The 21,540-nt window shown below is 74.8% G+C and carries 12 protein-coding genes and 1 tRNA gene; 6 read left to right on the top strand and 7 right to left on the bottom strand.

Annotated elements, in window-relative coordinates:
* Positions 1–31: 31 nt before the first annotated feature.
* The gene (locus tag OHT74_RS21155; protein ID WP_328623357.1) at positions 32–1,789 is read right to left on the bottom strand and encodes an ATP-binding SpoIIE family protein phosphatase; all 1,758 of its coding nucleotides are present in this window, start codon (positions 1,787–1,789) and stop codon (positions 32–34) included.
* 157 nt (positions 1,790–1,946) lie between these two features.
* Positions 1,947–3,365 (bottom strand): NAD(P)/FAD-dependent oxidoreductase, encoded by a 1,419-nt coding sequence (locus OHT74_RS21150; protein ID WP_328621064.1) that lies wholly within the window; start codon positions 3,363–3,365, stop codon positions 1,947–1,949.
* 342 nt (positions 3,366–3,707) lie between these two features.
* Between OHT74_RS21150 and OHT74_RS21145 the strand changes: the two genes are divergently transcribed.
* Positions 3,708–4,484: a TetR/AcrR family transcriptional regulator gene (locus tag OHT74_RS21145; protein WP_328621063.1), complete on the top strand. Its 777-nt coding sequence runs from the start codon at positions 3,708–3,710 to the stop codon at positions 4,482–4,484.
* 248 nt (positions 4,485–4,732) lie between these two features.
* Entirely contained in the window at positions 4,733–6,793 is a 2,061-nt protein-coding gene (locus OHT74_RS21140) for a sigma-70 family RNA polymerase sigma factor (protein ID WP_328621062.1), read from the top strand.
* Here the strand turns inward: OHT74_RS21140 and OHT74_RS21135 are convergent.
* Positions 6,780–10,070 carry an ATP-binding protein gene (locus OHT74_RS21135; RefSeq protein WP_328621061.1) on the bottom strand — a complete coding sequence of 1,097 codons (3,291 nt, stop codon included), beginning with the start codon at positions 10,068–10,070 and terminating at the stop codon, positions 6,780–6,782. The genes OHT74_RS21140 and OHT74_RS21135 overlap by 14 nt on opposite strands.
* A 654-nt stretch (positions 10,071–10,724) precedes the next feature.
* On the bottom strand, positions 10,725–12,923 hold the full coding sequence (locus OHT74_RS21130) for an asparagine synthase-related protein (RefSeq protein WP_266665928.1): 2,199 nt from the start codon (positions 12,921–12,923) through the stop codon (positions 10,725–10,727).
* A 650-nt stretch (positions 12,924–13,573) separates the two neighbouring features.
* On the opposite strand from OHT74_RS21130, the gene OHT74_RS21125 reads away from it, so the two are divergent.
* The 4 genes from OHT74_RS21125 (at position 13,574) to OHT74_RS21110 (ending at position 18,889) form a co-directional block, all read left to right on the top strand.
* Positions 13,574–15,163 (top strand): sporulation protein, encoded by a 1,590-nt coding sequence (locus tag OHT74_RS21125; RefSeq protein ID WP_328621060.1) that lies wholly within the window; start codon positions 13,574–13,576, stop codon positions 15,161–15,163.
* A 208-nt stretch (positions 15,164–15,371) separates the two neighbouring features.
* Positions 15,372–16,580, top strand: coding sequence for an L-2-hydroxyglutarate oxidase (lhgO, locus tag OHT74_RS21120; protein ID WP_443047718.1), 1,209 nt, complete (start codon positions 15,372–15,374; stop codon positions 16,578–16,580).
* Between the two features lie 197 nt (positions 16,581–16,777).
* On the top strand, positions 16,778–17,539 hold the full coding sequence (gene trmB / locus OHT74_RS21115) for a tRNA (guanosine(46)-N7)-methyltransferase TrmB (RefSeq protein WP_328623356.1): 762 nt from the start codon (positions 16,778–16,780) through the stop codon (positions 17,537–17,539).
* A 51-nt stretch (positions 17,540–17,590) separates the two neighbouring features.
* Entirely contained in the window at positions 17,591–18,889 is a 1,299-nt protein-coding gene (locus OHT74_RS21110) for a PrsW family intramembrane metalloprotease (protein WP_328621059.1), read from the top strand.
* Here OHT74_RS21110 and OHT74_RS21105 read toward each other — a convergent pair.
* The 3 genes from OHT74_RS21105 to OHT74_RS21095 form a co-directional block, all read right to left on the bottom strand.
* Entirely contained in the window at positions 18,798–19,820 is a 1,023-nt protein-coding gene (locus OHT74_RS21105) for a M23 family metallopeptidase (RefSeq protein ID WP_266665924.1), read from the bottom strand. The genes OHT74_RS21110 and OHT74_RS21105 overlap by 92 nt on opposite strands.
* A 293-nt stretch (positions 19,821–20,113) precedes the next feature.
* Positions 20,114–21,268, bottom strand: a complete 1,155-nt coding sequence (locus OHT74_RS21100; protein ID WP_443047717.1) for a PP2C family protein-serine/threonine phosphatase — start codon at positions 21,266–21,268, stop codon at positions 20,114–20,116.
* A gap of 181 nt (positions 21,269–21,449) precedes the next feature.
* Positions 21,450–21,523: transfer RNA gene (locus OHT74_RS21095), tRNA-Met, on the bottom strand.
* Between the last annotated feature and the right edge of the window lie 17 nt (positions 21,524–21,540).

Below are 21,540 nucleotides of genomic sequence, written 5' to 3'. Positions count from 1 at the left end.
GTCCCCGTGGACCGGGCCTTTCCCGTACCCGCTACTTGTCCGGCAGGGCGAACTCGCACCAGACGGCCTTGCCGCCGCCCGGGGTGCGGCGCGAACCCCAGGAGGAGGCGATCGTCGCGATGATCGAGATGCCTCGGCCGGTCTCGTCGGCCGGTTCGGCGCGCCGGCGGCGCGGGAGGTGATCGTCCCCGTCGGTGACCTCGATGATCAGGCGGCGGTCGGTGCGGCGCAACCGCAGCCGCATGGGCGGGGTGCCGTGCTGGAGGGAGTTCGCGACGAGCTCGCTCGCGGCGAGGACGCCGAGGTCGCACAGTTCGACCGGGAAGCGCCAGGAGGCGAGGACTCCGGATGCGAAGGCGCGGGCGCGCGGGGCGGCCTCGATGCCGCCGAGGAGTTCCAGGGCGGCGTTGTGGAAGAGCTCGGCGTCGGCGCCGGTGCGGGCGGGCTGCTGGAGGACCATGACGGCGACGTCGTCGTCGTGGTCGGCGTCGACGCCGAGGGCGCGCATGAGGCGGTCGCAGATGACGGCGGGGGTGCCCTGGGCGCCGGAGAGGGCGCGTTCCAGGGCGGCGACGCCCTCGTCGATGTCCTCGCCGCGCCGTTCGACCAGGCCGTCGGTGTAGAGGACGGCGGTGGAACCGGGGCCGAGCGCGATGGTGCCCGAGGTGTGCAGCCAGCCGCCGGTGCCGAGCGGCGGGCCGGTGGGGTCGGCTGCGCGGCGTACGGTGCCGTCCTCGTCGCGGACGAGGATCGGGAGGTGGCCGGCGGAGGCGTACGCGAGGAGGCCCTCGTTGGGGTCGTGGACGGCGTACACGCAGGTGGCGATCTGGCTGGCGTCGATCTCGGCGGCGAGCCCGTCGAGCAGCTGGAGCACCTCGTGCGGGGGCAGGTCGAGGCGGGCGTAGGCGCGGACGGCGGTGCGCAGCTGGCCCATGACGGCGGCGGCGCGGACCCCGCGGCCCATGACGTCGCCGATGACGAGGGCGGTGCGGCCGGCGCCGAGGGTGATGACGTCGTACCAGTCGCCGCCGACGGCCGCTTCGGTGCCGCCGGGCTGGTAGGTGGCGGCGATGCGGAGGTCGTCGGGCTGTTCGAGTTCCTGCGGCAGGAGGGAGCGCTGGAGGGTGACGGCGGCTTCGCGCTGGCGGCGCTCGCTGGCGCGCAGCCGTTCGACGGCTTCGGCGTGGTCGGTGACGTCGGCGAGGTGGATCAGGACCCCGGCGTGGTGGGGGTCGGTCCCGCTTTCGGTGTCGGCCTTGGGGAACTCGACGGGGGTGCAGGTGACGGTGTACGAGCTGGAGCCGCCGGGTGAGGTGCGGTTCTTGGCGGTACGGGGCTTGCCGCTGCGCTGGACCTGGTCGAGGAGCGGGAGGAGGCCGAGTTCGCCGAGTTCGGGGAGGGCCTCGTGGGCGGGTGCGCCGGTGGGGCGGGGCCCGAAGCCCGCGGTGTAGGCGTCGTTGAGGTAGGCGACGCGGTGCTCGGGGCCGTGGACGAGGGCGACGAGGGCCGGGAGCCGGCCGAGGACCTCCCGTACGGAGAGCTCGTCGAGGGAGGGCACGGCGGCGAGGACGCCGGTGCCTGAGCCCGAGCCGGTGCCCGAGCCGCAGACCGTGGGGTCCGCGGGGTCGGCGGGGCAGCCGTCCGGGGCCGTTGCCGGGCGGGCGGCGGCGCCGCGGGCTGCCGGGACGGCGCCCTCACCCCGCTTGGCCTGGGCGGCGGCATGTTCGGACCGGGCGGCGGCGCGGCGCTGCGTTCCGGGAAAACGGGCGCTCCAGCGCGTGAAGTTCACTGCGTTCAAGCCTCGTGGTGTCGCAAGTGGTCGCTGTGCTTCTCGTGGTCGGTCGCTGGCCGGTGTCGCTCGGTGGATGTCACGGTGAATGTCACTGTGTGCAGGTGTGAGCCCACCTATGGTCACACGTCCAGTGTGGCCGAGCGCACTGACAACGTCAGCCCTGGCTGTCCTTCGGGGGGCCGGGGGCGGGCGGGGGCGGGGGGTGTCTGTGGCCGTGTCCGGCGGCGAGTTCGAATTCTGCCCTGGGGTGTTCGAGGGAGCCGAGGGAGACGATCTCACGCTTGAAGAGGCCCGAGAGGGTCCATTCGGCGAGGACGCGCATTTTGCGGTTGAAGGTGGGGATCCGGCTGAGGTGGTAGGTGCGGTGCATCAGCCAGGCGGGGTAGGCCTTGAGCTTGCGGCCGTAGATGTGGGCGACGCCCTTGTGGAGGCCGAGGGAGGCCACGGAGCCCACGTACTTGTGGGCGTATTCGGTCAGGAGTTCGCCGCGCAGGGAGGCCAGCAGGTTGTCGGCGAGGACCTTGGCCTGGCGGACGGCGTGCTGCGCGTTGGGGGCGCATTCGACGCCGGTCTTGTCGGCGGTGATGTCGGGGACGGCGGCGGCGTCGCCGGCGGCCCAGGCGTGCTCGACGCCGTCGACGGTGAGGAAGGCCGTGCAGGTGAGGCGGCCGCGCTCGTTGCGCGGGAGGTCGGAGGCGGCGAGGACCGGGTGCGGTTTGACGCCGGCGGTCCACACGACGGTGCGGGTGGGGAAGCGGGCGCCGTCGCTGAGGACGGCGACGCGGTTCTCGCAGGATTCGAGCCGGGTCTCCAGGCGGACGTCGATGTTCCGGCGGCGCAGTTCGCGGATCGTGTAGACGCCCAGTTCGGGGCCGACCTCGGGGAGGATGTGGTCGCTGGCCTCGACCAGCACCCACTTCATGTCCTCGGGTTTGACGTTGTGGTAGTAGCGGGCCGCGTAGCGGGCCATGTCCTCGAGTTCGCCGAGGGCTTCGACGCCCGCGTAGCCGCCGCCGACGAAGACGAAGGTGAGGGCGGCGTCGCGGAGGGCGGGGTCGCGGGTGGAGGAGGCGATGTCCATCTGTTCGATGACGTGGTTGCGCAGGCCGATGGCCTCTTCCACGGTCTTGAAGCCGATGGCGTAGTCGGCGAGTCCCGGGATGGGCAGGGCGCGGGAGACGGATCCGGGGGCGACGACGATTTCGTCGTACTCGAGCTCCTGGGCGCCGGTGCCTTCGTCGGCGGTGGCGAGGGTGCTGACGGTCGCGGTCCGCTTGGCGTGGTCGATGCGCTGGACCTCGCCGGTGACGATGCGGCACTTGCCGAGGACGCGGCGGAGCGGGACGACGACATGGCGTGGGGAGATGGAGCCGGCGGCCGCCTCCGGGAGGAAGGGCTGGTACGTCATGTAGGGCTCGGGACTGACCACCGTGACCTCGGCTTCGCCGGCTCTGAGCTTTCGCTGGAGCCGGAGAGCCGTGTACATGCCGACGTAGCCCCCGCCGACGACGAGGATGCGCGTGCGGGGCGGGGTACCGGGGGCCGTGCCCCGGGAGTTAGCAGCCTTCACCATCCCATGACGCAACGTGGCCGGGAGTTTGTCCACAGGCCTGACACATTGTGTGACCGGAGGGGATGCCGGTACGGGGCTGTCGGACGGCCGGAGTGGGGGTGGAGTTCCGCAGGTCAGGCGGTGCGGACGGGGCGATTCCGGTGGCTTGGGTCGGAAAAGTGGGGGTGAATGCTCCGATCGGGCGGTGGTCCGTCCGGGGCTGCCTCTTCTGAATTGACTCTGGCTCAACTATGTTCGTATCTCGTCGAGGAGTAGGACCGGGGCCCACATGACCGTGGCCCACCTCGGCACGAAGGCGGGGAGTGTCTCCGGGGGGAGACAACTGATCACCGGGGGATACATATGAACATTTCCGATTTCCATGGTTCTGCGACCGCACTCTCGAGTGAGAGCAACGGTCGCCTGATGACAGGCGGCACCACGCACGGCGTGGGTCGCTCCACGCCGCTGCGCGTCGACGCCCAGCGCAACCTCGAGCACGTGCTGCGCGCGGCGCGCGAGGTGTTCGGCGAGCTGGGCTACGGGGCTCCGATGGAGGACGTGGCGCGGCGCGCACGCGTCGGCGTCGGCACCGTGTACCGGCGCTTCCCGAGCAAGGACGTCCTGGTCCGCCGGATAGCCGAGGAAGAGACCGCCCGGCTGACCGAGCAGGCGAGGACCGCGCTGGGCCAGGAGGAGGAGCCGTGGCAGGCGCTGTCGCGCTTCCTGCGCACCTCCGTGGCCTCGGGTGCCGGGCGGCTGCTGCCGCCGCAGGTGCTGCGGGTCGGCTCGGCGAGCGAGGACGGCGTCGAGGACGCGGAGAAGGCGCGGGTTCCGCACCAGCGGCAGGCCGGCGTGACCGGCGGCGGGGCTCCCGAGCTGCGCGTCGTGGGCTCGCGGGCTCACGTCGAGGACGAGCCCTCGGAGGACGCGGGCGCGGGTGCGCTGCTCGAGGTGGTCGGCCGGCTGGTGGACCGCGCCCGGGAGGCCGGCGAGCTGCGCGGCGATGTCACGGTGGCCGATGTGCTGCTGGTGATAGCGACGGCCGCTCCGGCCCTGCCCGATGCGGCGCAGCAGGCGGCGGCTTCGTCCCGGCTGCTCGACATCCTGCTCGAAGGGCTGCGGTCCCGGACGGTCTGAGCCGTACGGGAGGCAGTCCTCGCGGAGGCCCTTGCAGGGGTGCGTGCGGCTGCCCGCTCCACCCGCCGACCGGTTCGTCGAACGGTTCCCCGAACGGCCGCTCACTCGAAAGAGTGAGGGCCGGGTTCGGGGATTGACCGGATGCTGCCCGGACGAGTGGATGGCGTGGAGAGGGGTTCGGCGCGCGCCCCCCGTGTGACACGCTTGAACGGTGTACCGGGTGAGTGTGTCGGGCGGGGGCTTCCGCGATGAGCGTTGACGGTCGGGAAGAGCCGCTCGGTGGTGCCGGCGCGTTCGGTGGTGCCGGCAGCGAGGCCGAGGTGGACGCCCCGGCCGAAGGCCAGGTCCCGGCCCAGCGCGAACCGCGCGGGCGCCATGCGGCCTCGCGGCGCTCCGGCGGCGGGCTGCCGCCGTCCGACGGCGAGTTGATCGCCCGGATGCGCGGGGGCGACGACGGGGCGTACGAGGAACTGTTCCTCCGGCACGCCGATTCGGTACGGCGCTACGCGCGGACGTGCTGCCGTGACGGGCACACGGCCGAAGACCTGACCGCGGAGGTGTTCGCCCGGACGCTCCAGGCGGTACGGGGCGGGGCCGGGCCGGACCAGTCGGTGCGCGCATATCTACTGACCACCGTGCGGCGGGTCGCGGCGGCCTGGGCGAAGACGTCCCGGCGGGAGCATCTCGTCGAGGACTTCGCGGTGTTCGCGGAGCAGGCGGCCGCGGGGACCGAGGTCGGCGGCGGCATGTCCGGCCTGTCCGGGGGCGACACCCTCGAACTGGGCGCGGACGTCCGGGCGATGCACGGGGCCGAGCAGTCGCTGGCCATGCAGGCCTTCCGGAGCCTGCCCGAGCGGTGGCAGGCCGTGCTGTGGCACACCACCGTCGAGGATGCCTCGCCGAGTGCGATCGCGCCGCTGTTCGGGCTGAGCGCCAACGCGACGGCCGTGCTGGCCGGCCGGGCCCGGGAAGGGCTCAAGCAGGCCTATCTGCAGGCGCATGTGAGCTCGGCGCTCAGTGCGGGCGGGGACTGCGCGCGGTACGCGGACCGGCTGGGGGCGTATGCCCGCGGCGGGCTGCGGATGCGGGCGGAGCGGGGGCTGCGGGGGCACCTGGAGGTGTGCTCGAAGTGCCGGCTGGCCGCCGGGGAGCTGAAGGACGTCAACGCGGGCATTCCCGCGCTGCTGCCCGTCGCGGTCATCGGGTGGTTCGCAGCCGGGTACGCGGCGAAGGCGGCCGGAGTCGTGGCCGGCGGGGCCGTTGCCGCCGGGGGCGCGGGGGCTGCCGCCGCGGCCTCGGGCGGGTCGACCGCCGGGGCAGGTGCCGGGGCCGCCGGGGCCGGGGCCAGTGGGGCCGGGGCCAGTGGGGCCGGGGCCAGTGGGGCCGGGGCCAGTGGTGGAACCGCGGGTGCGGGAGCCGGGGCTGCCGGGGCCGGCGGCGGCGCCGGGGGTGCCGGGTCCGGGGTCGGGGGTGCGGTGGTGTCCGAGGGGCTCGGGCTGTCGGCCAAGGCCGCCATCGCCGCCGGGATCGCGGTCGCCGCGGCCGCCGGGGTGGTGTTCGCGCTGGCCGGGGACGATCCCGAGCCGGGGGTCCAGGCGCAGCCCGCGCCGAGTGTGGCGGCGCCCGTGGTGCCGCTGGTCCCGGCTCCGCGCACCTCGGCACCGGCCGATGCGGAGCCGCCGGCCGCGCAGGGCTCCGTACCGTCCGCGCCGCCCACGACTCCCGCGCCGCCGGCTCCCTCCGCGCCGAATCCGAAGGCCCCGGCCCCGCCGGTGTCCCGGGCGCCCTCCCCGAAGCCCTCGCCGACGCCGAGCCCCGTACCGAGCCGGAGTCCGGCCGAGCCGTCCCCGTCTCCGTCCGTGCCGAAGCCCCTGCAGGGGTTCCGGCTGGCGGGGCTCGAACACGCCGCGTTCGGCGACCACAGCGGTCCCGAGCTGCAGACCTGGCGCAGCAGCTGGGTGTGGCAGCGGTGGGGGCTGCGCATCGCGGACCGGCGGTTCGCACAGGGGATCACCGTGAACTCCCGTTCCTCGGTGGAGATCACCCTCAACCGGCAGTGCACGGCGTTCTCGGCGCGGGCCGGGGTGGACGACCTGTCGCTGTTCACCGACGGCACGGTGCGGTTCTCGGTGTACGCCGACGGGCAGCGGCTGTGGCGGTCGGGCGCGCTCGGGTACGGGGATCCGGCCGCCGCCGTCGACGTCCCCCTGACCGGGCGCAAGACGTTGCGGCTGGTGGTGGAGCAGGCCGGGCAGGGCAGTCTGCCGACCCTGGCGAGCTGGGCCGACGCCGTGATCAGCTGCCGGTGAGAAGGGTTACCACCTCGGCCGGGGAGAGCTCGGCGCCCGCCGCCTCCTCCTGCTTGTAGCGATCGGGGCCCAGCACGGCGCGGGTGTCGTCCGGGAGTCCGCCGACGGCGGTCTGTTCCGGGACCGAGCGCGGGTGGTCCGCGCGCCAGACGGTGGCCGCCGCGAGCACCCGTACGGCCTCTGCGCTGCGCCCGGAGGCGGCCAGCATGACGGCCGCGGTGTCCGCGAGCGAGGCGAGCACGCGCTCGGCGCAGTGCGCGGCGACGGAGGCGGCCAGGGCCGGCCCGAGCTTCGCGAGGCTGGCCTCGGGGCCGTGCGCGCGGGCGGTGAGGATGGCGTCGATGTTGTCGAGCCCGGCCTTGAGCTGCGGGGGCGCCGAGATCTTTTCGGACGCGGCGCGAGCCAGCTCGCACTCGGCACGGGCCCGCTCGAGGTCCCCGCGGACGAGGGCGAGCAGCGCCGCGAGCATGCCGCCGTAGGCCCGGACGTCGTACACCCCGCCGTAGGGCTCGACTTCACGGGCGACCTCCGCCAGCAGCTGCTCGGCGCCGTCGAAGTCCCCCGAGCAGAAGGCGGACTCGGCGATCCGGGCGATGGCGAAGGGCACCTCGGTATGGGCCCCGACCTCGCGGGCGAGGCGCAGGCCCTCCTCGTACTCGGCGCGGGCCCACTCGTACCGGCCGCGGGAGAGCGCGACCTCGCCGGAGGCGCTCGCCAGCTGGGCACGGGTCCAGCGGTCGCCGACGCGGTGGGCGATCTCCTGCAGTTCGGCGAGGTCGGCGTCGACGGACGGGAGGCCGCCGGTGAGGTCGATGGCTATGTGGGTGCGGAGCATGAGGCTGATGCCCAGTTCCCAGTCGCCGCCGTGGCGGCGGCAGTTGTCGACCGTCTCGGCGAGCCCGTCGCGGACGTCACGGGTGTCACCGGTGATGAACGTGGTCATCGGCCAGAGCATGCCGGGGAAGCGGGCGGTTTCGGGGCCGCCGTCCCGGAAGACCTGCTGGAGGTGGTCGGCGAGGGCGATGTTCTGCGGGGTGCGGAACTCCTCGGGCGCGTGGTCTTCGGCGAGGAGGAGGACGCGCAGCATCTGCGTGCGCATGAAGCGCCAGTACTCGGGGGTGCCCTCGGGCGGCTCGGCGGGCTGGGACTCCAGGACCCGCGCGGCCCATTCCGCCCCCTCGGTGCGGTAGTTGCGCAGCCACCAGAACCAGCCGAGGGCGAGGGTGAGGCGCAGGCCCGTCTCGGCGGCGCCGGCTTCGGTGGTGTGCAGGAGCGCGGCGCGGAGGTTGTCGAGCTCGGTCTCGATCCGGCGGATCCAGGGGAGCTGGGCGGCGCTGCGCAGGAGGGGCTCGGCCTCCTCGGCGAGGGCAAGGAAGTGTGCGGCGTGGCGGTGGGCGGCGGCGCTGCGGTCGGGTGCGTGTGCGGCCGCGCGTTCGGCGGCGTACTCGTGGATGGTCTCGAGCATGTGGTAGCGCATGCCGCTGTCGCCCGGGCCGGGGGTGGCGAGGACGAGGGACTTGTCGACGAGCGAGCCGAGGACGTCGGCGACGTCCAGGGTGCCGTCCGTGCAGACGGCCTCGGCGGCGGGGAGGTCGCAGCCGCCGGCGAAGACGGAGAGCCGGCGCAGGACGGCGCGCTCGGGCTCGTCCAGCAGGTCCCAGGACCAGTCGACGACGGCGCGCAGGGTCTGCTGGCGGGGCAGGACGGTACGGGCGCCGCTGGTCAGGAGCTGGAAGCGGTCGTCGAGGCGGTCGGCGATCTGGCGCGGGGTGAGCAGCCGCAGCCGGGCCGCGGCCAGCTCGATGGCGAGCGGCAGCCCGTCGAGGCGGGCGCAGATCTCGGCGACGGCGGCCGGGTCCTCGGCGGGGGTGAAGCCGGGGCGGACGGCGGAGGCGCGGTCGGCGAAGAGGCGGTGTGCGGGGTCGGGCGGTAGCGGGTCGACGGGGCGGACCGTTTCGCCGGGCACACCGAGGGGTTCGCGGCTGGTGGCCAGGATCCGGACGCCGGGGCAGTGGGTGAGGAGGCGCTCGGCGAGTTCGGCGGCGGCGCCGATGACGTGCTCGCAGTTGTCGAGGACGAGCAGCAGGCGGCGGTTCGCGCAGTGCTCGACGAGCTGGGCGGCGGGGTCGGCGGCGGCGGTCTTGTCGCGGGCCACGAGGGTGTTCTCGCGCAGGCCGAGGGCGCTGAGGACGGCGCCGGGGACGGCGGCCGGGTGGTCGAGACGGGCGAGTTCGACGAGCCAGCCGGGTTCGGGGTGGGCGGAGGCCGCGTGCTCGGCGAGCCGGGTCTTTCCGGAACCGCCGGGTCCGGTGAGGGTGACGAGGCGGAGGCGGGCCAGGTCGGTGTGCAGGGCGGCCAGTTCGGGCTCGCGGCCGACGAAGGAGGTGAGGCGGGGGCGGAGGTTGCCGGTCGGCTCCGCCGGGGGTGCGCTTGCCGCCGGGGGCGCGGGGGATGCCGGGTGCGCCGGGGGCGCGGGTGCGGGTGGCGCCGGGGGCGCGGGCCGGAGCAGCTCCGCGTGCAGGGCGGCGAGTTCGGGCCCGGGGTCGGCGCCGAGGGCGTCGGCGAGGGTGCGGCGGGTGCGCTCGTACGCGGCGAGGGCGTCGGCGGGGCGGCCGGCCGCGCGCAGCGCGCGCAGCTGGTGGGCGCGCAGGGGCTCGTCGTACGGGTGCTCCTGGATCAGCGCCTCGATCTCCGGGAGGAGGGATGCCGGGTCGGCGGCGCCGCTGCGGAGCTCGGCGTCGATCCGGGCGCGGAGGGCGGCGGTGCGGTGCGCTTCGGGGGCGGCGGCGTGGGCGGTACGGGCGGGCTCGGGGAGGTCGGCGAGGGCGGGGCCGCGCCAGAGAGCGAGAGCGGTACGGAGGGTTCCGGCGGCGGTGGCGGGGTCGGCGGCCAGCTCCTGGACGCCTTGGCGGGCGAGCCGGGTGAACCGGTACAGGTCGATGTCGTCGCGGTCGGCGACGGCGAGGCCGTAGCCGCCGGCCGGGCCGGCGTGGACGGTGTGCCGGCCGCCGAGGGCCCGGCGGAGCCGGCCGACGAGGGCCTGCAGGGCGGCGGGGGCGTCCTGGGGCGGGTCGTCGCCCCAGACCTCGTCGACGAGGTCGGCGACGGATGCGGTGGCAGAGGCGGAGGCGGAGACAGAGGCAGAGGCGCTCCGCGTGCCGGCCGCGGCGCGGAGCGCGAGGGCGGTGAGGAGTGCGCGCAAGCGGGCGCCGCCGATGGGGAGGGGGGCGCCGGTCTCGTCACGGGCTTCGGTGACGCCGAGGATGAGATACCGCACCGGGCAATTCTGCCTTGCCGCCGGCCGGGGTGTCGGGGAGTTTCGGCGCGGTCGGCTGTGGGGCGGTGGTGTCGGCGGGCCGGGGCCGGTCGTGTGGACCGGGTTACCCCGCAAGCAGGGCCCGCAGCCGCCCCTGCCTGCCGGACGGGCTGCCGGACGGGCTGCCGGACGGGCTGCCGGACGCGGCCTGCGGGCCGTCCTCCCCACCGGTCACGACGGCCTCGCCGTTCCCCTGCCCCGCCTGCCCGCAGTGACCCACCACACCAGCCACCACCCATGCCATGACGCACGTCGGCGACAGTCCCCTGCCTGCCCACCGGGCATCAGTGATTCGGACCCGTGGTAACGGGTGTCGATGACAGCAGTCGGGCCCGGTACGAGCGGGCGGCAGGTGAGAGGGGCGGGCAGCTGGGCCTGCCGTGCGCGTGTACCCGGTTCGGATCTTCTTGCTCCCGCGTCCGCGGCTCCCACCCCTTCGGCCGGGGCGCCGGCGGCGGCGTGCGGCCGGGCCGGGCCGGGCCCCACGTCGGCACGCACAGGGCGTCCCGTACCCGGCCGCGGGGCTGAACCCCCCGGTACGCGGCCACGGGCGGACGACCGGTGCGCGGCTGGCCCGAGGCCAGCCACGGGACCGGGGCAGCTGGGCCGGCCGGGTCAGGAGAGGGCCGGGCGGGGGGTGGGGACGCCCTTGGGGACTGCTCGGCGGCGGGGGGTGGACGTGCCTGTCCAGCACGTGCCCCGGCGGGCCAGGAGGCGGCCCAGCCAGAGCTCCATCGAGACGAGCTCCGCGAGGCCGTCCAGGGGGACGGGGCGTCCCTCCGCCGCGTCCAGCAGGGCCTGTTGGACCACACGGGCCTCGATCAGACCCGCGTCCGCCAGTAGGGGGGTGGTGAAGAGGGACAGGAGGGAGGACAGCGCTGCGCGCAGGCCTACGCGGGTCGCCGTTTCGTTCGGGGTGTGCGCCGGGGCGCCCCAGCCCGGCGGGAGTTCGCGTACGCCCGCCGACGAGAGGACGCTGCGCAGGATCGCGGCCCGCGCACCGGGCTGGACGCGCAGGGATTCCGGGAGCGCGCGGGCGGCCCGTACGACCTGGTTGTCCAGGAACGGGGCGTGCAGGCGCTGGCTGCGGACCTCCACGGCCTGTTCGAAGACGCGGTGGTCCGCCGCGTGGCGGGTCAGCGCCGCTCGGGCCCGGGCCTCGCCGGGGCGCAGGGAGAGGGGCGGGCGGCCTGCGGCGGTGGCCAGGCGGATCGATACTTCCGCCAGGGCCTCCCCCGTCAGCCAGCCCGCCGCCGGGCCCGGGCGGGACCAGGTCAGGGCGGCCAGCGAGGCGTCCACCGGGTTCGAGGCGCCCCCCTCGACGGCCCCTTCGCGCAGCCGGGCCGCCGCGGCCTCCATGCCCGCGCGGTACGGCGTACGGGCGAGGCGGCGGGCCGCGGAGTAGACGGAGAACGGGACCAGGAGGGACAGGGCGGAGTCGCCCGGCGCCGAGCGGGCCAGGGCGGCGACCGGGCGCAGCAGGTGGCGTCGGCGGCGGTCCATCAGGAGGTCGGCCAGCCGGGCGGGGTGCGCGTCGAGGACCTGGCGGGCGCCGTGCCCGACGAAGTGGTCCGCCGAGCCGGCCGCCAGCCGGCGCCGCTCGCGGGCGGCGGTGACGAGGGAGGGGCCGGGTTCGTCGGTGAGGGGGCCGTCGAGTTCCGCGTACGGGAGGGCTTCCTCGGCGGCGGCCACAACCACGTGGTGCAGCCGGGGGTTGGCGGCGATGGCCCGGGCGCGTTCGAGTTCGGCCTCGCGGCCCTGGGGGGTGGCGAGGTCGTTGAAGGTGACGGCGAGGAGGCGTTCGCCGGAGCGGTTGACGATCGTGCCGGGTGCGCCGGGGAGGCCGGCGGCGAGCAGGGCCAGGGTCGCGGAGGCGCTGCCTCCGGAGAGGTCGGCTCCGACACCGGGGACGGGCGCGGGTGCGCCCCGGGCCGCGCGCCGGTCGGCGGGGCCCATTCCGGGCACCGGGCCGGGGTCGTGGGGCAGCGTGTCGGGGGCATGCCGCGGTGCCGTGAGCCGGGCGCGCACCGCATCCACCAATGCTTCCCGTACGCCCTCCACCGCGCGCTCGGGATCGGCCGCGGGCGCGGCCACCGCGAGGGAGGCCACCGGCTCGTACCCGGTGATCTCGCGCGAGCCCTCGCGCAGGATCAGCGCGTGCCCCGGCGGGATGCGCCGTACGCCGACGTACGGTGTGCCGTCGCCCAGTGCCTCCGGGCTGTCGGGGCAGGCCAGCAGGGCCGCGAGATGGCCGATGTCGAGCTGTGCCTCGATGAGGTCGGCGAGCGGCAGCGCGGCGGTGGCGTACGCGGTACCGCCAGCCCAGGGCGTGTAGAACACGGGCCGCGCGCCCGCGAGGTCGCCGACGACGGTGATCCGGCGGCCGGTCTGGACGACGGCGGTGTAGCTGCCGGACCACTGGGTGAGGTGGCGCAGGGCTCCGCCGCGGGCGGCGAGGAGCGCGCGCCGCAGCTCGGCGTCGGTGGCGCCGCAGCAGCCGAGGACGGCGAGCCGGGTGAACGGGTCTGCCGGGTCGGCGGCGAGGGTGCGGATCTCGTCGGGGCGCCAGTCGCCGACGGCCCAGAGGGGGTCGGGGTCTCCCCAGAGCAGTTGGGCGCCGACGGGCACGACGGTGCGTTCGGCGTCCTGGGCGGCCGGGTCGTCCGGATGGTCGGCGTCCGCGATGCCGCCGGTCAGGGGTCCGTCGGGGCCGCCGTTCAAGGAGCCGTCGGAGCCGCGTCCGCCCTGGCCGGAGACCCGGCCGGCCGTGCCGAAGCTCGCGGCGATACTGCTCCACCCGACCAACCAGCGCACCGCCGCCTCCCCAGCCTGTGGGCAATTGACCGGGGCATGAACGGCTTGGTCAGCGCAGAGGGCGCGGCCGACGGGACCCCGGGTGGCTCGGGGTCCATGCTGCCACGAGACAGGCGTGCGGGAGTGGCCGAGGAGGGCGCACGTGCAAACGAACACGCCTCGGTCACGCGGTATTTGGCGTTCCGTTCCCACCGCCCCATAGGTCGGTTTCGGCCATTCTTCGGCCGTACTGAGTGCCGTTGCGCGCGCTGGGGCGCCCGACCGCAGCGGCGCGCGGGCGCGGTCCGGGAGACGGGATTCGCCCCCCGGACCGTTCCGCCACCCGCGGGGATTGAGGTAGCGGCATCCCCCGGCCCGCCGGATCCACGCAGCGGGCCGACCCACGCACGGCACATCGAATCGCCGGGCCCGGTGACCGGCCAGAGCGCACGGGCGGGCGCACGGCCACACGCACGGAGCACGGGAGAGCACGTGCGCCCGCGGCGCGGGCCCCGGCCCGACTGTGCAGGCGGACAACAATCCCGCCATACGGAAGTCGGGGCCTTAACGCTTGGGAGGCGGGGAACTACGCTGGGTTTACGAAATGCCGGGCAACTATGCCTCGGCGGCGTATGCGTTGTGTGCGTTCCGCGTGTGACGAGGGGTGGCGCATGTCCAGGGAGCTCCGCGAGCCCAACGAGAAGCTCGGCGCCGTCCTCGCCCTCGCCGGCATCAGCAACGCCGGGCTGGCCCGGCGGGTCAACGACCTCGGCGCACAGCGCGGCCTGACGCTTCGCTACGACAAGACGTCGGTGGCGCGGTGGGTGTCCAAGGGGATGGTGCCGCAGGGCGCGGCCCCGCATCTGATCGCCGCCGCGATCGGCGCGAAGCTGGGGCGTCCGGTGCCGCTGCACGAGATCGGGCTGGCGGACGCGGACCCCGCGCCCGAAGTCGGACTGGCCTTCCCGCGGGACGTGGGCGAGGCGGTGCGTTCGGCCACCGATCTGTACCGGCTGGACCTCGCCGGGCGCCGGGGCGGTGGCGGGATCTGGCAGTCGCTGGCCGGCTCGTTCGCCGTGTCCGCGTACGCGACGCCCGCCTCGCGCTGGCTGATATCTCCGGCGGACGGTTCGGTGGCGCGCGAGCCCGCCCCGCCCCGCGAGACCGTGGCGTCGCGCGAGCCGGTGGCGAACACGGCGCCCGCGGCCCCGGCGCAGGGGCCGGCTGCCTCGCCGATGTCGTCGTCTTCGTCAACGGGTCTGCCCGCGCAGTCTTCGGGTGAAACGCCGCACGCCCCGCCCGCGCCGGTGCCCGCCGCCGTGGGGCCGTCGGACCCGGCGCCGCAGCGCGTGGGCCACAGCGATGTGACCAAGCTGCGCGAGGCGGCCGAGGACGCGCGCCGCTGGGACTCCAAGTACGGCGGCGGGGACTGGCGTTCGTCGATGGTGCCCGAGTGCCTGCGCGTCGATGCGGCGCCGCTGCTGCTCGGCTCGTACAGCGACGACGTGGGCCGCGCACTGTTCGGCGCGACCGCCGAACTGACCCGGCTGGCCGGGTGGATGGCCTTCGACACCGGCCAGCAGGAGGCGGCCCAGCGCTACTACATCCAGGCGCTGCGCCTGGCCCGCGCGGCCGCGGACGTACCGCTGGGCGGGTACGTGCTGGCCTCGATGTCGCTGCAGGCCACGTACCGGGACTTCCCTGACGAGGGCGTGGACCTCGCGCAGGCGGCCGTGGAACGCAACCGGGGGCTGGCCACCGCCCGCACCATGAGCTTCTTCCGGCTCGTCGAGGCGCGGGCGCATGCGAAGGCGGGCGATTCGGCGGCCTCCGGGGCGGCGCTGCGGGCGGCCGAGGGCTGGCTGGAGCGGGCGCGGGAGGGCGACCCGGATCCGACGTGGCTGGGTTTCTACTCGTACGACCGTTTCGCGGCGGATGCGGCGGAATGCTACCGGGACCTGAAACTGCCGCGGCAGGTGCGGCGCTTCACGGAGCAGGCGCTGTCGCGGCCGACGGAGGAGTACGTGCGCTCGCACGGGCTGCGGCTGGTGGTGAGTGCGGTCGCCGAGCTGGAGTCGGGCAACCTGGACGCGGCGTGCGCGGCCGGCACCCGGGCGGTGGAGGTCGCGGGCCGGATCTCCTCGGCGCGGACGACCGAGTACGTACGGGACCTGCTGCACCGGCTCGAGCCGTACGGGGACGAGCCGCGCGTGGCGGAGCTGCGGGAGCGGGCCCGGCCGCTGCTGGTGGCCCCCGCGTAGGGCCTGTCGGGCGGATCGGGGTCGGACGGCCACTGCGGTGGGGCGCCTCCCGGCAGTGGCCGGGGGACATCGGTGGCCGACGTCGACCCGGCGAGGCGTGGTGCCGGGCGGTCCGGGCCGGGGCATGATCCGCCGGAGACCCCCTTAACACGTTGTCAGTGGCGGGGTGCAGTATGCAGGGGTGGGAGGTGGCAGCTTGGGCGGCGGCGTGGGCAGCGTGGGCAGAGTCGACTGCGATGTGCTGGTGATCGGCGGTGGCATCGTCGGCCTGTCGACGGCGCATGCCCTGGCGCAGCTGGCCCCGGGGACGCGGGTGGTGGTGCTGGAGAAGGAGTCCGGCCCGGCCCGCCACCAGACGGGCCGCAACAGCGGGGTGATCCACAGCGGGATCTACTACCGGCCGGGATCGCTCAAGGCGCGCTTCGCGGTGCGCGGCGCCGCCGAGATGGTGAAGTTCTGCGCCGAGCACGGGATCGCCCACGAGGTCACCGGGAAGCTGATCGTCGCCACCGGGCGGGAGGAACTGCCGCGACTGCACGCGCTGGTGCAGCGGGGCCGGGAGAACGGCATCCCGGTGCGCGAGCTGGGCCCGGCGCAGATCTCGGAGTACGAGCCGGAGGTGCGCGGCCTGGCCGCGATCCATGTCGGCACCACCGGAATCGTGGACTACGGGCAGGTGGCGCAGCAGCTGGCGGAGTCCTCCGGGGCGGAGATCGTGTACGGCGGGGCGGTGGATCTGATCTCGCGGCGGGCGTCGGGGGTGGCGGTCCGCACCACGTCCGGGCTGGTGGTCCGCTCCCGTGTCCTGGTGAACTGCGCAGGCCTGCAGTGCGACCGGGTCGCGCGGCTGGCCGGTGACGATCCGGGGATGCGGATCGTGCCGTTCCGCGGGGAGTACTACGACCTGGCGCGGCCCTCGCTGGTCCGGGGGCTGGTCTACCCGGTCCCGGATCCGGCGTTCCCCTTCCTCGGCGTGCACCTGACGCGGGGGATCGGGGGCGGGGTCCATGTCGGGCCGAACGCGGTGCCGGCGCTGGCCCGCGAGGGGTACGGGTGGGGCGTGGTCCGGCCGCGGGACCTCGCGGACGAACTGGCCTGGCCGGGATCCTGGCGGATGGCCCGGCGGCACTGGCGGTACGGGGTGGGCGAGATCCACCGGTCGCTGTCGAAGCAGGCCTTCACCGAGGCGGTGAGACGGCTCCTGCCGGGGGTTTCGTCGGCGGACCTGGCTCCGGCCGGGGCCGGGGTGCGGGCGCAGGCCGTCCTGCGGGACGGGACGCTGGTGGACGACTTCCTGATCCGGGACGCGCCGAGGACGGTGCACGTCCTGAACGCCCCGTCGCCGGCCGCGACGGCTTCGCTCCCGATCGGCCGCGAGATCGCCCGCCGCGCCCTGACCACGCTCCGGGCGTCCTGACCCCGGTCGGGGTCCGGCGGCGGTCGGGGTCCGGCGGCGGTCGGGGTCCGGGAGCGGCCGGGCTCCGGGAGTGGGGGCGGGGCGGTGGGCGAGGGCCTCGGGCGGTGGGGGCGGGGTCGTAGAATCTGGGGATTGTGTCTGAGTCCCTCACCCCCCAGCCCAGCGCCCCGGAAGCCACGCCGGAGGCGAACTCCTACGTGCCCCCCAAGTGGCGGACCGAGCCCCGTTTCCCCGACGGGCCCGCCCCCGATCCGGCCGGCTCGCACCACGAGCGGCGGATCCGGAGCTTCCAGCCGCGGCGCAGCCGGGTGACCACCGGGCAGGGCGAAGCCCTGAAGCGGCTCTGGGGAGTCTGGGGGCTCGACATCGACGGGCATTCCGTCATCGACCTCGAGAAGATGTTCGACGGGCTTCCCGTTGTGCTGGAGATCGGCTTCGGGATGGGTGAGGCCACCGCGCAGATGGCCGCCGCCGACCCCGCGACCGGGATCCTCGCCGCCGATGTGCACACCCCCGGCCAGGGGAACCTGCTCGCGCTCGCCGAGCGGGGCGGGCTCGGCAACGTCCGCGTCGCCAACGGCGACGCCATCATCCTGCTCCGCGAGATGCTGCCTGCCGACTCCCTCGCCGGGCTCCGCGTGTACTTCCCGGACCCGTGGCCCAAGGCCCGCCACCACAAGCGGCGGCTGATCCAGCCCGAGTTCCTCGACCTGGCCGCGACCCGCCTCGCCCCCGGCGCCGTACTGCACTGCGCGACCGACTGGGAGCCGTACGCCGAGCAGATGCTCGAAGTGCTCACCGCGCATCCGGAGTTCGAGAACACCCAGGCGGACGGCGGCTACGCGCCGCGGCCGGACTTCCGGCCGCTCACCCGTTTCGAGGGACAGGGCCTCGACAAGGGGCACGTCGTGCACGATCTGCTCTTCGCCCGCCGCCACCCGGCGCCCCCGAACGAGTAGAGAACCGTCATCGTCACTCCTCGTGTCAGGGTGGCTCGCTAGAGTCATCGCGTGTCCCGAGCGATCCCTGGTGTCCGTACGTGCGTGCTCGCCGTGCTGGCGCTTTCGGGGCTGGCGATCCTCGAACTCGTGCGGGAGCAGACCGGTACCGCGGGGTTCTTCGTCGGCCTCGGGCTGGCCGTGCTGCCGGTGCCGCTGCTCATGGCGGCCTTCCGGTGGCTCGGCCGGGCCGCGCCCAGCCCGTGGGCGCAGCTGCTGTTCTGCTTCGGCTGGGGCGCCTGCACCGCGGCCCTGATCGCGATACTGGCCAACAACTTCGCGACGGAGTGGATAACGGCGGCGACCGCGGATGCCTCCGCCGCCGACCGGCTCGGCTCGGTGGCGGTCGCCCCGGTGGTCGAGGAGAGCGCCAAGGCGGCGGCCCTGCTGCTGGTGTTCGTGTTCCGGAGACGCCAGTTCACCGGCCCCGCGGACGGGTTCGTGGTGGCCGGGTTCACCGCCACCGGCTTCGCCTGCACCGAGAACGTCCTCTACCTCGGCAACGCCTTCGGCGAGGACCTGGAGAGCGGCGCCGCCCCGCTGGACTCGGTGACGGCCGCGACCTTCTTCGTGCGGATCGTGGTCTCGCCGTTCGCGCACCCGCTCTTCACGGTGCTCACCGGGCTCGGCTTCGGCGCGGCCGCGCTCTGCGCCGGCCGGCTGCGCCGGATCGGGCTGCCGCTGCTCGGGCTGCTGACCGCGATGGGCCTGCACGCGCTGTGGAACAGCTCCTCGCGGTTCGGGGAGTACGGGTTCTACGTGGTCTACGGCTGCGTGATGGTCCCGGTGTTCGGGCTGCTGGTGTGGCTGGCCGTGCGGATAAGGCGGCGCCGGCTGCGGGCCGTCGCCGGGGAGCTGGCGGTGTACGCGGCCGCGGGCTGGCTGCGGCCGGCGGAGGTGCCGGCCCTGGTGTCGATGCCGGCCCGGTCGCTGGCCCGTGCGCTGGCCCGGAGCACCGGGGGCCGGGCGGCGGGCCGGGCGGTCGCCCTGTACGAGGCGGACGCGGCCGCACTGGCCCTGCTGCGGCACCGGGCCCGGCAGGGCGGACCTGCGCGGGAGCCGGATTTCGCCTGCCGGGAGCGGGAGTTGCTGCGCCGGCTGTGGCTGCGCAAGGCGACGGCGGGGCCCGCCCTGGCCCGGGCGGCGGTCCTGGAGGAGCTGCTTCCGCCGCGGCCGGTGCTCGTACCGGTACCGGCCGAGCGGGTGTTTGTACCGCCTGCTAGACGCTCAGACCCTTGGACTCCAGCCACGCCAGCGGGTCCATCGTCGAGCCGCCCTTGCGTACTTCCAGGTGGAGATGGGGTCCGGTGACGTTGCCGGTGGCGCCGACGCGGCCGATGGTCTCGCCGGCGCTGACCGAGCCGGAGGTCACCGACATCGAGGACAGGTGGCAGTACCAGATCTCCGTACCGTCCTCGAGCTCGAGCACGATCCGGTAGCCGTACGCCCCGGACCAGCCGGCCGAGGTGATCTTCCCGCCGGCGACGGCCTTGGCGGGGGTGCCGGTCGGCGCGGCGAAGTCGAGGCCGGTGTGGTAGCCGGAGGACCACATCGAACCGGCGACGCCGTAGTGCGAGGTGAGGGTGTAGGCGGAGGTGGGGAGGGAGTAGCTGCCGGCCAGCTTGGCGATCCGCTCCTGTTCGGCCTTGGCGTCGGCGGCCGCCTGGGCCTCCTTGGCCGCCTGCTCGGCGGCGAGGCGCGCGTCCTCGGTCTCCTTCTGGGCGGCCTCCCGCTGGGCCTTGGCCTCCGTGGCGGCGGCCTCCTGCGCGGCGCGCTCGGCCTGGGCCCGGGTCTGGGCGTCGGCAGCGCTCTCCTGGGACTCGGCCTGCTGGAGGATGCGGCCCACCAGGGTCGCGCCGGCGTCGGCGTGCCCGGCGGCCTGCTGCGCGATGATGCCGGTCGGCTTCGTGGAGGCTCCGGCGCCCGCCGCGGGGCCGTCGGCCTCCGCGTGCTGCCCGTGACCCCCGGCGCCGCCCAGGCCGAAGTCCGGCAAGTCCGGCATGGAGATGGCGACTTGGGGCCGGTCCTGCGCAGTGGCGATGCCGCTCGCGCCGACCGCCGCGATGACGCCGACACCGAGCACGGTGGAGCTGCGGGCAAGTCCCCCGCGCTGCTTGACGACCCGGTGCTTGCCGCGGGGCGGGCGGGCGGAGTCCTCGGTGGGGTTCCATTCACCCCAGGCGCCCGCGGTGGGCGCTTCCTGGAGCTCGATGCCTTCGGGGGCAGGCGAGTTGGAGGCCACCGGGCCACACTCCTCATGGGGACACGCACGCGCACGGCGCCGCCTCTTGCGACGGCTGGGACGACCGCGCTGCGTTATCGAACGGTAATAGACGGAGGGGAGTGATTCCAAGCTGTTGCGATTGATCGTTAACGGCAATCAGCCACCCAGCGCGCCGCTTTGGCCACTACTAATGCCACTTAAGCGGATTAACTCGGGCAAAAATAAACCAAGATCCATATCTCTTCGGCCACACCTGCATCTTGACGCGCCGTCATAAACCTTGCAGAGCGCACTTTTTCACTTACGCACAGTCACGTAGCGACCACGGGTACGGTACGCCGCCGATCCGGCTGACCCGCCTCCGGCCGGCCCACCGCGAGGAGCGCCATGTCGTCCGTCGCACCGCCGCCCGTGTGCCGGCGCACATCGCTGCTGAGCGCGCCGAGCAGTTCGCCGGGCCCGGGGAAGACCCGCCCGTTCAGCCGGGCCGCCGGATCGTAGAAGACCCCCGCCGCGTCCCGGGCCTCGGTCAGCCCGTCCGTGTACAGCAGGAGGGTGGCTCCGGTCGGGAAGGCCCACTCCTCGACCCGGTCCGGCCACGCCTCGGCCAGCTCCCCCATCCCGAGCGGCAGCGCGGGCTCCGCCGGGGCGAGGACCACCAGGCGCCCGTCCGCGTACAGCAGCAGCGGCTCGGGGTGGCCCCGGTTGACCAGGCGCAGCACCTGGGCTCCCGCCGGGATCTCGCCGAGCACGCAGGTCGTGAACCCCTCCACCGCGTCCAGGCTGTCGCGCCGGGTGCCTTCCCGGGCCAGCGCCCGCTCCAGCCGCTGCGCCAGTCCCTCGAGCGTGGGCTCCGTCTCCGCCGCCTCCCGGAAGGCCCCGAGGACCACCGCCACGGCCTCCACGGCGCCCAGCCCCTTGCCCCGTACGTCGCCCACCGCCAGCCGCACTCCGTACGGGGTGTCCTGGACGGCGTACAGGTCCCCGCCGATGAAGGCGTCGGCCTGCGCGGCCTCGTACCGGGCGCAGACGTGCAGGCCTGCGATGCGTTCGGCGGGCTTCGGCAGTACGGCGCGCTGGGCGGCCTCCGCGATCCCGCGCGCCGAGGCGAGCTGCTCACCGCTGCGCCGTACGACCCGGTTGATCAGGACGGCGAGCCCGGAGACGGTCACCACGGTCACCAGCTCGGTCAGTGCCTCGACCTTCCAGGTGGTGCTGTTGAGGATGTGCAGCAGGAGCACCGCGAGCGAGGCCAGCATGCCGGTGAAGACCGTGACCAGGAGGGAGGACAGAGGGGCGGCGATCAGCGGGGCCGCGGAGAAGAAGGGGGACCCCGTGTAGCTGGGCGGGGTCAGGACGTCGAAGGCCAGTCCGACCGCGATCAGCGCGGCCGGGAGCATGCGGACCACGCGGCGGGCCGCACCGTTGCCGGTGCCACCCGCGTACTCGCCGCCCTGCTGCCCCAGGCCCACCACGCTGCTCTCCTGCCCGGTCCCTCATGCGGGTGCGGGCCGCTGCCGCCTCCCCCCTCAAGGCTGGCCGCAGCAGGGGCCGTACGGCGACCCGGCCCGGGCCGATCGGGTGAGGGCGGGCCGGGAACACGACGAAGGCCCGGTTCCCCAAAGGGAACCGGGCCTTCGTACTGAGTAGCGGGGACAGGATTTGAACCTGCGACCTCTGGGTTATGAGCCCAGCGAGCTACCGAGCTGCTCCACCCCGCGTCGGTAAACACAACTCT

The sequence above is a fragment of the Streptomyces sp. NBC_00354 genome (assembly GCF_036106915.1).
GTDB lineage: Bacteria > Actinomycetota > Actinomycetes > Streptomycetales > Streptomycetaceae > Streptomyces.
The sequence above is the reverse complement of the archived record's forward strand: the minus strand, read 5'-3'. Positions and strand labels throughout refer to the sequence as shown.

What these genes read in the sequence shown, in the direction of transcription:
- OHT74_RS21150 (WP_328621064.1), bottom strand. Translation starts at nt 3,365, where the DNA reads ATGGTGAAGGCTGCTAACTCCCGGGGCACGGCCCCCGGTACCCCGCCC.
- OHT74_RS21145 (WP_328621063.1), top strand. Translation starts at nt 3,708, where the DNA reads ATGAACATTTCCGATTTCCATGGTTCTGCGACCGCACTCTCGAGTGAG.
- OHT74_RS21140 (WP_328621062.1), top strand. Translation starts at nt 4,733, where the DNA reads ATGAGCGTTGACGGTCGGGAAGAGCCGCTCGGTGGTGCCGGCGCGTTC.
- OHT74_RS21125 (WP_328621060.1), top strand. Translation starts at nt 13,574, where the DNA reads ATGTCCAGGGAGCTCCGCGAGCCCAACGAGAAGCTCGGCGCCGTCCTC.